Raw genomic sequence first — 11,153 nt, 5'->3', positions numbered from 1 at the left:
GTCACCGTCAGGATCCCCAAGACGGAGCCCGGCTGCGCGCCGGCCTGCCAGTAGCCGCGCACCAGCGCCTTTTTACCACCCACGACCGGAGCCATCTTGTAAGGTTTGGTCACCGGCTGGCCGCCCTTGACGAGCACGATGGCGTTGCCTTGGTTGATCTCCACCCGCACGATGTTGACGCCTTGAGCGCCGACGGTGGGCAACGGCGGCAGCGCAGTACCTCCCATCGGCGGCATGCCTCCTCCCACTCCCACTCCTCCTATGCCACCTGGCGGCGGAGCAACGGTTCCGCCCATCATCTGGCCCGCGGCGCCGCCTGCACCGGTCTGCGTGCCGGCGCCGCCGCCGGCTGTAGGAGCCGCGCCCGTGCCCGCCCGCTGCGCGGGGTAGTCTTGTCCCGAGCAAGCGGCGCCGACCATCACCGCCGCCCCGACCCATGGTATGCTGCGCATCCGAACAGCCCCGCTCCCTTTATAGCGCTCGACCCTCATTGATGGCCTCCTTACCAAGCCGTTGCCGATCCGCGAATCCATTACTTCGCGCGCGAAACCACTGCGACTTCAACTATCCGACATGTGACATACACGTACACGAATGGCAAGCTGCTTGCAACTGTCAGCGCGTTGCACCATAGCGCTACAGCGCCCGAGATTGGAAGGGCTGAGCACGAACAACGCACCGATCGCTAAACTGCTCATTCGTACAGGTTTTGGCTGCCGCAGGGTACAAAGCAAGCGTGTGGACCTGCTTATCCTGCCACTACTCCACAAGTGCCTCAGTGTAGCCAAAACGGTCGTGGCGCCTAGTGGATCCGGTCCAGAAATATGGTCACATCGGTAACAGGTCGGGACACCCTTACAGCATGGCTGGAGCTTTGCCACATCGATCGCCGGTGATCGGCTAGCGTTTCTGTCCGGCAAAACGTCGCGATCGTACCGAGCCGCAGTGTGCTGGCTCTACCCGCTACCCACCCAAGGTCGCGGCCTGGGCGAGCCAACGAATGACCTTACGGTTACGGATTGCACACCCGATCCGCAGGATTGGCGGCGCCTGCCAAAGCGAACCGCCGGCGTGACCCGTCGAGCGCAAGGTCAAAGGCCGGGGCTGGCTAACGGGTGACTTTCAGATTGCGCACCAGATCCGCGGGATTGGTCGCCGCTGCGCGAGCCGTGTCGAGGGTGATGAGCCCGTCGCGAACGAACTCCTTGAGCGTCAAGTCAAAGGAGTGCGACCCGTATTCATGCCGTCCCGCGTCGAGCGCCTGGTTGAGCCCTCGGAGGCGATTGGGATCGCGAATGCAGTCCTGCACCGTAGGGCTCATGGTCAGCACCTCGGTCGCCAGGATCCGCTCGCGGGCGCCGCGGCGGCGGATCAGCCTCTGGGATACGATCGCGCGCAGCGAATCGGCAAGGCGATTGCGAGCCGCATCACGATGGTCGAGCGGATACATGTTGATGATCTTGGTCAACGTCTTGGCGGCATCGGCCGAGTGCAGGGTCGTGATCACCATGCGGCCGGATTCTGCCGCAGCCATCACGATGTCCATTTCGAACAGGGTGCGCGTCTCTCCCACGAAGACGATGTCGGGATCCTCACGCAAGGCGCCCTCGAGTCCCTGCTGTACGGTGTCGATGTCCCTTCCCACTTCGCGCTGCGAAAAGCTCGAATGCCTATCCTCGAACATGAACTCGATCGGCTCCTCGATCGTGACCACGTGGCGGGCGGCGTTGGCGTTGATGTAGTCGAGCATGGCCGCGATGGTGGTCGATTTGCCCATGCCGGTCGCCCCGGTGACGAGCACCATGCCCCGCGGAGCTAGCGCGATCCGCTTGATGACTGGCGGCGCTCGCAACGTGGCGAGCTCGGGAATCGGATGGGGGATGCGCCTGAGGGCAAGCGCCATGGTTGCGGACTGGCGGTACGCGTGTACGCGAAATCGACCGACGTTGGGCACCAGGCATGCGAAGTCGATCTGTTTCTCGACGAAGCGGTCGGCGGGCACACCTGCCAGGTTCGCTAGCTCCGCTGCCACGGTCTGGACGAACTCGGCGGAGAGCGCTGGATGCTCGAGCGGGCAGATTTCCCCCTCGATCCGCACCAGGGGTGCCACGCGTGCCTTCAGGTGAATGTCCGAGGCGTTGGCCGCCAGCGCCCCCTTGAGTATGCGCACGGCCGCGTCGAATACCTGCGGGTCGTAGGCAGCGACGGCGCGCTCGCTCATCGAGCGACCGTCACGCGGTTGCGACCGCCGTTCTTGGACGCATACAAGGCCCTGTCCGCGTCGTCGCAGAGCTTGGCCTTGAGCGCCCTGCAGCCCCGGCCTTGGATCGTGGCAAGCCCCAGGCTGGCAGTCATCCTGAACGGTCCTTTCGGGGAGCTCATGTTGGCCGCCTGGATCGCCATGCGCACCCGCTCGGCCACGGTGCGCCCGCCCTGCGACCCCGTGCCGGGCAGAATCAGGGCAAACTCTTCGCCACCGACGCGGGCCGCGACATCGCTGGCGCGCACGGCCTGTTGCAGGATCCCCCCGATCACCTTGAGCACCTCGTCGCCCACCGGATGCCCGTACGAATCGTTGACGCGCTTGAAGTGATCGGCGTCCACAAGCACCAGCGTGAGCGGGGTGTCTTCGCGGTCGGCACGCGCGAGGTCACGCTCGAGCGCGTCCTGGAACGCGCGGTGGTTGGCGAGCCCCGTGAGCGGGTCGGTGGCGGCCATGTGGGAGAGACGCTCGTTGGCGTTCTTCAGCTCTTGCGCGAGCTCCTGCTTCTCCTGCACCAGGCGTTCCAGCTTGGTCACCAGCTGCTGGTAGTTTTGGTTCATCGCGACGAGGGCGGCGTTGGCGTCGCGCAGCAGCGTGTCGATATCCACGAGCGGGCCCACATCGCGCGCGAACTCCCGTCCGGCTTCGCTCAGCATGGGTGGCAGCTCGTTGAGCACCTCGTCGACCACGCCCTCGGCCAGCCCCGCGGCCGCTGCTGCCTCGCGGGCCAGGCTGCGGCCCGTGGAGACGTCCCCGCCTTCGAACACCGCCGAAACCTGCTCAGCAAGCCAGCCCACCAGGGCGAGCTCGCCCTCGGGGGGCTGCTCGTCGTGGTGGTGCGCGATGGCGGCCACCATCGGCTCGGCGAGCCCCAAGGATTGCGCCAGCTGCACGCCCAGCGCTGGATGCTCGGCCGCTCCCGCCGCCCGCTCGTACATCAGGCGCGCGCGTGCGGGTGCACGAGCCGCTTCGGCCGCCGCGCCAAGATCCGTGCGCGCACGCACCAACAGGCCGCACTCGAGCAGAAGGCCGACGGTAAAATACTCCTCGGGAGGGCGTTTGCCCATGCGCTCGGCCAGCAGGCGCGCGGCTACTGCCCGCCGCAGGCACACCGCAAGCAGCGCATCGCCATCGCTGCCCCGAGGGGTCAGGTCGGAAACGCACAGGCTGAGCGCCAGGTTCCTGAGACTGCGCACGCCCAGCAGGCTGACCGCATGCTGAGCGTCGGTGATCCGGCGGCTAACGCCGTAGGCGGCGCAGTTGACGAGCGACAGCAGGCGCACCACAAACCCGGGGTCGCTAGCGCACAGGCTGCCCAGCTCGGCGGCCGTCACGTCCGGTTTCACTGCAGCCTGTACGATCTGTGCCGCGAGCAGAGCGGTGGGGCGGTCGCTTGATACTGTGGCGTCGTGGGCCGCGTGCACCATAGTCTCCAGCGGTGGAGTACTGCCTGCACCTAACGGCGCGGCCGTCGGACAACTTAACCTGCGTCGCGGCCGTTAGGACCCGACACCTCACACGTCGAAGAACAGGTTCAGGCCGAACCTGAGGTCGATCGCTCGCAACCTCGAGCTCGCATCGGGTGCCCAGAGTCGGAAAGTGACATCTCCGGCGACCCGTTTGGGCTCACCAAGTGTCGCGCCCAAGAGCAGACCAGCGCCCGCCTGCGCGCGCTCGAACTCGAGAAAGCGAAGCTCCCACTCGGGACCCACGAACGTACTGGAGCCGAGCTGCAAGGCCAGAGCGCCCGGCATGCGCAAGCCGGAGCCCTGCCCGCGACCCAGGCCGATATCGAGCAGGGCGGCCAGATCGACCCGCACGCTCGATCCCACGCGCACCCGAAGCGGAGGCCCGAGCGTCAACCGGGTGGCCACACCGGTCGCCGGAAGCCACAGGCCTGCGAGCAGGCCCGCCTGCGCTCCACCGCGAGCCAGCCGGTACAGGCCGTATACGAAGGGCTGGCCGTATTGCGTTTGCGGCTCGAGAACGACGGGCAGCAACAGGCCGCCAAGCTCCAGATCCTGGCTCACTCCGAGCCCCAGCCCCAGATCGAGCCCCACCCGATCGCGGCTGCTTCGAACCATCCAGGCGAGCTGGCCATCGAAGCGAAGCACACGAGACGGCAACACGAGGGGTCGCGCTGCGTAGCGCCGGGGATACCTGCGGGAAGCCTGCGCTGGCAGCGCACCGAGCGTCATCACCGCGAACGCAAGCGCAAGGGAGAGAGCGCGGCAGGGCATGGTCGCGATGTTAGCCCGCATCGGCCACCAACTTCGAGCTCGTTTTTGTGCAGGGCCCCTACTCGCAGGGCGTCATCTTGCCCGGGGGACGCGAGCAGCTCGACGCTGCGCGCGCGCGCACGCGGCGCTCGGCGGTCGGAATCGGCGGCGAAGATCTACCGCGGCGAGCCGACGCGTTGCGGGCGCCGCGCGGCTCGGGAATATCCAATCGAGGCGGCTTCGCGTCGTTTTCAAGCGCCGCGGCCACTGCCAGCCCTCGCATGGTCAACCGAGCACGGGTCGCGTCCACCAGACCTTCCTGCTCGAGCTCTACCAGAGCCCGCGCAACGACCGAGGGCGTGGAACCAATGGCCTCAGCGATGACACCTGCCTGTGCTGGCCGATCGGCTCGCGCCAGCTCGAACAGGGCATACAGGGTGGCGTGTGTCGTCTTTTTTACCACGGGTATCACAGCGTACCCCATATCTGGATAAATGTCCAGTTCCATGCAGGAACCAGCTCCAGCTATGGGGAGCCCCGCCCGGTGCGGTTTCCGAGAAAGCTCGAAAATACCAGAAAGCTTCCGGGTTTCAAGCACACCGCAGGTCCACACTCCCGGTCGCCGCGACCGTCTTTCGCCGTCCTGCGTAGGCCGGTGCGCGCACGCAACCGCACCGATCCCCAACCGACATCTGCTGGTATCACGATCCGGACTTCTCACAGCCGCGCGGACACGAGCACGAACTTGTTGTTATCGCGCCTCGTAGTCAGCTCGGTCACGGCGCGTTGACCCATGAGCCGGCGAAAAGCCCGCATCCTGGAGTGCTCCAGGACGAAGAACGCTCTGGTGCCTCGCCGTTCGTCCATCCAGTGTTTCACTTTCGCGTTGTCGAGGTCCATGAAGACCGCTGCGCGGTTGCCCGTGTAGAGGTTTTCGCCCTTCCAGTTCATCTGCCAGGCAACCAGAGGCTCGCCCGGGCCCACGCGCTCGCTGTAATAGCGTTTCATGAGCTGGCGCTGGCTCCAATGTGGGGACAGGTCGATCAGGTACACATCCAGACACCAGATCGTGAACGCGAGCGCAACGCCGAACAGACCGCCGATCGCCACTGGGCGCAGCCCCCGCAGGGCCATGCTCGCAGCCCAGAGGGTCGCGACCACTGCAAAGCCCGTTAGCATCGCGCGGTAGTCGAACTGCTCCGGCCAAGGCCGGCCGTAGTTGTAGACAAACAGATGAATCAACCGCTCGTAGCCGACGGGTCGTGTCCCGCTGGCCCAGGAAAGATCGCGCCCCACAAACGCGCACACACACGCACCGCAGGCGACCGCGGCGCTGATCGCTCGCTCGGAACGCCGTGGTCTGGGCTGTGTCGCTCGAGGGCCGGGCGTTTCGGACGCCACGTCCACGGACGCCTGGACCCGGTGCTCCCGCGTCTCGTTCGGTTCGTTCGGTTCACTCGATCCGTTCGATTCGGTGCCGTGAGCTGTCTTTACTCCGAGCTCCGACGCCGGCGCCGCGTCGGATGCCGGCCCGCTCGGAGCGGCCTGTCGAGCAGGCCGCAGCAGCCTGTGACCGGCAAGCGCCAGGCCTAGCCCGAGGGCCAGCAGCCCCGCACACAGGGGCCACGGCCACGGAGCGTCGAGCGCCCAGTGTGGTTGTTCACCGAGGCCCACGTCCGGAGGCAGCACGCCGCGCACGTCACCGCGCACACCTGCCACGCCCAGCAGCAGCGCAACCGCTGCCAAGCCGGCGGTCACGAGCCCCACATTGGCGCGCCACGCTGACCCCCTGGGAAGATCCAAGAGCCGATCCAGCAATACGCCGATCGCCATGGCCGCGGGCGGCACCACTGGAAAGATGTAGTGATGGAACTTCGTGATCATGGCGCTGAAGAGGCTGAAGGCAGCAACGAACCACAGCACCACCACCTGCAGCGTTTGGCTCTGCCGCAGTCCCCGCCGGCCCTCGTGCAGCGCCAGAGGTTGCGGCACAAGCCACAGCGAGAGCGCTGCGGGTGCGAGCGCGACCCACGGGAACATGCCGACACCCAGCTGTTCGACAAAGTACTGGATCGTGCCCTTGTCGCCGTGCACGCCGGTGGCAAGGCGGTTGAGGTGGTCGTGGATCAGAAGCCGATCCAGAAACGGTGGACCGTGACGGATGTACATGGCCACGAACCAAGGCGCGCCCACCACCGCGACGGTCAGAGCGCCTGCGCCGACACGCAGGCGTCCGCTAAGGAGCAGGTCCCACCGGCCCGTCACGAGCAAGTACAGCAGCGCCACGAGCCCCGGCAGCGCAAACCCCGGAATACCCTTGGCCATGAAGGAGAGCCCGCAGCAGCAGTAGAAACCAAACATGAGCAGCTGCTGCGTGCGGCGCTCTCGACGCAGCAAAAGGACCAGTACGGCAAGGCCCGCGCCCCAGAGCAGGGCCTGGACCAGCGGTTGCGCCGCCAGGCCGTCGGCGAAAGGTCGCACGTTCGAAAGCGGGGCGTTGCCGGGGACGCCATGATTCCCGGCGGAGCCCGCCAGGAACTCGTCGCGGTGCCAAGCGAACAGCGGTCCCTCGATCAGGCTGACGTTGCGGGAAGCAAGGTACAGCCCCTGAGGCAGGACCAGCGCGCACAGCGCGCCCAGCACCGCATGCTGGCCGGAGACGCTGCAGCGCCAAAACCGATAGCTCTGCACCTCGCGTTCGGGTGCTGTGTTGACGGCCAGCAAGAAAAGGCACACGGCTCCCGTCATGCCGGCTACGAAGGGCATGTCCGTGATGGCTTGGTGCGCCAGAAAAAAATAGTAGGGCATGGTGGCCAGCACCAACGCCGCTAACAACCCTGCCCGAGGGTTGAAGATCTTGGCGACGGCCGCGTAGACCGCAAGCAGCGCCGACGTGGCCATCAGGAAAACAGGCAGCCGGATCACCCACTCCAGGTATTCGGGATTGGCGTCGGGTCGGAAGTCGACTCCGCTGGCGCCCCACACCAGCGCCTCGGACCAGAAGATGAGAATGGGCTTGGACCAGAACCAGCGGTCCTGCACCCACCAAAGACTCAACCAGTCGTCACGGGAGAGGATCTCGCGGCTGACCTCGCCGTAGTGGGTTTCCCAGGGATCCCACAAGCCGAAATCGCCGAGCCGTGGCAAGTAGAGCACGAGCGCTGCGACGAACACGAGAAGCCCCGGGCGGCGCAGCGCCGAGACGGCCAGCGGTAGCGCGGCCAAGCGCGCGCCCCACGCGACTCCGTCCGCGCCCAGGAGGAGCACTGGCGCTGCAAACACGACGCAGGCCGCGGGAAACGCGAGCGCGGGGCTCCGCCAAACAGGCTCGCCGGGCCTTTGGCCGAACAGCGCTGTCAGGAAACCAGGCGTAGCGTCTGTCAGCTTCCCCGGCAGCCTGAGGGCGCCGAGCAGGGCCCCGACGCTGACCAACACGGCGAGGCTGCCCCAGAGGGTCCCGTGGGGCAGCTGCTGCACGTTGCTCATCATGAGCAGCGTCGCAAAGGCTGCTGCCGCCGAAACAAACGCACATGCCAGCGTGCGTCGCTGGGCTCGCCTAACCCGCATCGATCACCGGCTTCCAACTCGATCGGACGTGGCGCCCGCGGCGCCCCAAAACGGATGACGATGCAGACCGTTCGTGTCGCTGCTCATATTCGCAGGAACTCACACTGGCGCAAGCGCGAGGCCACCCAACCGGGCGCGCGAGCATAGTCAGCGCGACCCCCGAGGTCTAGCTTGGATCCATCCCGACGCGGCCCCGGTCGTTCAGAATGCGAACGACCCCGTCGGCGGGAGCCCGCAGCCCTCGCATGAGGGTGCGCGCCCGACCACGCCTGGGCCGCAGCTCCAGGGCCACCCCGTAGCGCCCCGCCGGCAGGCTGACCTGATGGCGAATCACTTGCGGGGCGCCGCTCGGGTAGCGAAACGCGACGCCGTGCATCTCCTGGCCTTCGAGCAGGTAGGCGACCCGTACTTCCACGATTTCTCGATGTTTCGGGCCCAGCGCGAATTCCACGTCCACTTGGCGCGGAAGCTGCTTCCATGCGTGGCGGCCGAGGGTGAGGGCGGCGACGACGAGCACGCACAAGGCCAGCCTGTGACGCTGGGCGGCCAACCTCCGAGGCCATCGTGTCGGATCACCCACGGCCTGGACAGGCTAGCATGTGCCCGGACGCTCGATCGGTTGTTGCCAGCGGTGCTAGATGTTAAATTTCGTGGGAGAAGCCGTGCTCCTGCTCGGTCTGGGTTGGCTCCCGTGCCAAGCAGGACCACGGCTCGTCGCCCTCGGGCGGCGGCAGTGCTTCTCCAACGGAGCGTGGTCAGGGCGATGGTTCCGCTGACGCAAATCATCGACAAAATCCGACAACACCATTCAGACACTGCAGTGGAGTTCGTCAACCGGGCCTATGCGTATTCGGCCCGCATGCACGACGGCCAGCGCCGCAAGTCGGGTGATCCTTACTTCGTGCACCCCGTGAGTGTAGCCGACATCATCGCGGACATGCGGCTGGATCCCGCGAGCGTGTGTGCTGCCCTGCTGCACGACGTGATCGAAGACACCGAGGCCACCGAAGAGGAGGTCTGTGCGCAGTTTGGCAAGGAGGTCGCGTTTCTGGTTTCGGGTGTCACCAAGCTCGGCAAGCTGAACTTCGATACACGCGAAGACCGGCAGGTAGAGAGCTTCCGCAAGATGCTTGTCGCGATGTCCGCCGATATTCGTGTGCTGCTGCTGAAGCTGGCCGACCGCCTCGACAACATGCGGACGCTGCACTTCATGTCCCCGGACGCGCAGGAACGCATCTCGCACGAGACCATGGAGATCTATGCGCCGCTGGCCGGCCGCCTGGGAATTCAGTGGCTCAAGAACGAGCTCGAAGACCTGGCATTTCGGTACGCGTACCCCGACGCCTTTGCAACCGTTTCGGACAAGATCCAGGGCTGCGCGCGGGATTCGGACCTGTACATCGCCGAGGTGACGAAGCAGCTCGAAACGATGCTGGTCGAGCGCGGCTTCAACGCCCAGGTTGGCGGAAGAGCCAAGCATTGCTTCTCCATCTACCGGAAGATGCGGGCGAACAACTGCGACTTCGAGCAGATCCACGATCTGATCGCCTTCCGGGTCACCGTCGAAAACGTCTCGGATTGCTACGCAGCGCTCGGGGTCGTGCACTCCCATTGGACTCCAATTCCGGGACGTTTCAAGGACTACATCGCGCTACCGAAGCCCAACCTGTATCAGTCGCTGCACACAACCGTGATCGGGCCCAGGCACCGCCGCATCGAGGTCCAGATCCGCACGGTTCAGATGCACCGAACCGCGGAGCACGGCATCGCTTCGCACTGGCTCTACAAGGAGAATGCGGGAACCAAGAACAAGGACTTCGAGACCTTCGCTTGGCTGCGGCGCTTGATGGAGTTCCAGAACGAGATCAAGGATCCGGACGAGTTCATCGACGGCGTCAAGATCGACCTGTTCGCCGACGAAGTCTATGTGTTCACACCGAAAGGTGACGTGAAGGTTTTCCCGCGTGGGGCAACGCCGGTTGATTTCGCCTATGCCATTCATACCGACATCGGTGACCACTGCACCGGAGCACGCGTAAACGGCAGCATCGTTCCCCTCGCGTACAAGCTGCACAATGGCGACACGGTCGACATCCTGACCGCGAGCAAGGCCAGCCCTACCCGCGACTGGCTTGGCTTCGTGGCCACCGCCCGGGCTCGCTCCCGCGTACGTGCTGTCGTGCGCGAGCACGAGCACCGACGGGGCCACAAGCTCGGTTGCGAACTGCTGGAGCGGGAAGTCAGCAAGCGCGGCCTGTCGTTTTCGCGGCTGTGCAAGGGCGATGCACTCGACAGGACGTTGCAGCATTGTTCGGCCACGACGCGCGACGAGCTTTTTGCCTCCGTAGGCTACGGCAGGGTAAGCGCCAAGCAGATAGTAGACCAACTGTGCGCCCTCGAGGGCGGCGACGCCAACGGGCTGCAACCCGGACTGATCGAAAAGACCGTGCGCAAGGTCGTTCGCCGCCGGAAAGCCCCGCAGCCTATCGTGGTCTCCGGCTTCAACGACATGCTCGTGCGCTTCGGCAATTGCTGCAAGCCCCTGCCCGGCGAGACCAGCACGGGCTGGATCACGCGAGGACGCGGCGTCACGATTCACCGCAAGGGTTGTACACGGGCCATGGAGCTCGATCCGGAACGCCGGGTGGCGGTGAGCTGGGAGAGTCAGGCCAAGGTGGACATGCCCGCTGCGCTGCGTGTGATCACCTCGCATCAGCCCGGTGTGCTCGCGCACCTTGCCACCACCTTCAACGAGGCCGGTGTCAATATCAACGAGGCGAACTCTCAGTCGGGCCGTGACGGCCGAGCGATTCACACCTTTCACTTCGATGTGAGCGACGTACGCAGGTTGCGCGGGGTGATTCGACGCATCTCCAAGGTAAACGGGGTCCAGGAAGTCCAGAGGATTTGATGACACGGCCTCGCCTGCTTGGCGGCCGGAATGGCGCGCACGTCGATTCCGGTGCGGCGCCAGTCGGCCTCTTCATACCGTGCTACATCGACCTGTTCTATCCGGACGTCGGGCTCGCCACACTCGAGGTGCTCGAAGGTCTCGGTGTGCAGGTCGACTATCCCGAGCAGCAGACCTGCTGCGGTCAACCCAT

9 protein-coding genes are annotated in these 11,153 nt (G+C 65.6%); 2 read left to right on the top strand and 7 right to left on the bottom strand.

The annotated features are described in order from the left end of the window. The 7 genes from MJD61_18160 to MJD61_18130 all read right to left on the bottom strand — a co-directional run. Positions 1-452, bottom strand: a 452-nt coding sequence (locus MJD61_18160; GenBank protein MCG8557189.1) for a hypothetical protein, incomplete at its 3' end; no start/stop codon positions are given. Positions 453-1,108: 656 nt separating this feature from the next. Further along, positions 1,109-2,221, bottom strand: coding sequence for a PilT/PilU family type 4a pilus ATPase (locus MJD61_18155; GenBank protein MCG8557188.1), 1,113 nt, complete (start codon positions 2,219-2,221; stop codon positions 1,109-1,111). After that, positions 2,218-3,690 (bottom strand): GGDEF domain-containing protein, encoded by a 1,473-nt coding sequence (locus MJD61_18150; GenBank protein MCG8557187.1) that lies wholly within the window; start codon positions 3,688-3,690, stop codon positions 2,218-2,220. Before MJD61_18150 ends, MJD61_18155 begins: the two co-directional genes overlap by 4 nt. A gap of 87 nt (positions 3,691-3,777) precedes the next feature. After that, a complete protein-coding gene (locus MJD61_18145) occupies positions 3,778-4,524 on the bottom strand; it encodes a hypothetical protein (GenBank protein ID MCG8557186.1) in 747 nt (248 codons plus the stop codon). 37 nt (positions 4,525-4,561) lie between these two features. Beyond that, on the bottom strand, positions 4,562-4,990 hold the full coding sequence (locus tag MJD61_18140) for a MarR family transcriptional regulator (GenBank protein ID MCG8557185.1): 429 nt from the start codon (positions 4,988-4,990) through the stop codon (positions 4,562-4,564). Between the two features lie 209 nt (positions 4,991-5,199). After that, positions 5,200-8,049, bottom strand: a complete 2,850-nt coding sequence (locus MJD61_18135) for a glycosyltransferase family 39 protein (protein ID MCG8557184.1) — start codon at positions 8,047-8,049, stop codon at positions 5,200-5,202. A gap of 166 nt (positions 8,050-8,215) precedes the next feature. Further along, a complete protein-coding gene (locus tag MJD61_18130; GenBank protein MCG8557183.1) occupies positions 8,216-8,599 on the bottom strand; it encodes a hypothetical protein in 384 nt (127 codons plus the stop codon). A gap of 270 nt (positions 8,600-8,869) precedes the next feature. Here MJD61_18130 and MJD61_18125 point away from each other — a divergent pair, with 270 nt between their 5' ends. Together MJD61_18125 and MJD61_18120 are read left to right on the top strand one after the other, a co-directional pair. After that, complete coding sequence (locus MJD61_18125) at positions 8,870-10,960, top strand: bifunctional (p)ppGpp synthetase/guanosine-3',5'-bis(diphosphate) 3'-pyrophosphohydrolase (GenBank protein MCG8557182.1); 2,091 nt, start codon at positions 8,870-8,872, stop codon at positions 10,958-10,960. Beyond that, on the top strand, positions 10,960-11,153 hold a 194-nt coding region (locus MJD61_18120), incomplete at its 3' end, for a hypothetical protein (protein ID MCG8557181.1). The genes MJD61_18125 and MJD61_18120, both read left to right, overlap by 1 nt.

The organism is Pseudomonadota bacterium (assembly GCA_022361155.1).
Classification (GTDB): Bacteria; Myxococcota_A; Polyangia; order Polyangiales; family JAKSBK01; genus JAKSBK01.
This window is presented reverse-complemented; position numbering and strand designations above follow the sequence as displayed.

Bases quoted from the DNA above. Each gene is read 5' to 3' on its own strand.
- MJD61_18155 (MCG8557188.1), bottom strand. From the start codon at position 2,221: ATGAGCGAGCGCGCCGTCGCTGCCTACGACCCGCAGGTATTCGACGCG.
- MJD61_18150 (MCG8557187.1), bottom strand. From the start codon at position 3,690: ATGGTGCACGCGGCCCACGACGCCACAGTATCAAGCGACCGCCCCACC.
- MJD61_18145 (MCG8557186.1), bottom strand. From the start codon at position 4,524: ATGCGGGCTAACATCGCGACCATGCCCTGCCGCGCTCTCTCCCTTGCG.
- MJD61_18140 (MCG8557185.1), bottom strand. From the start codon at position 4,990: ATGGAACTGGACATTTATCCAGATATGGGGTACGCTGTGATACCCGTG.
- MJD61_18135 (MCG8557184.1), bottom strand. From the start codon at position 8,049: ATGCGGGTTAGGCGAGCCCAGCGACGCACGCTGGCATGTGCGTTTGTT.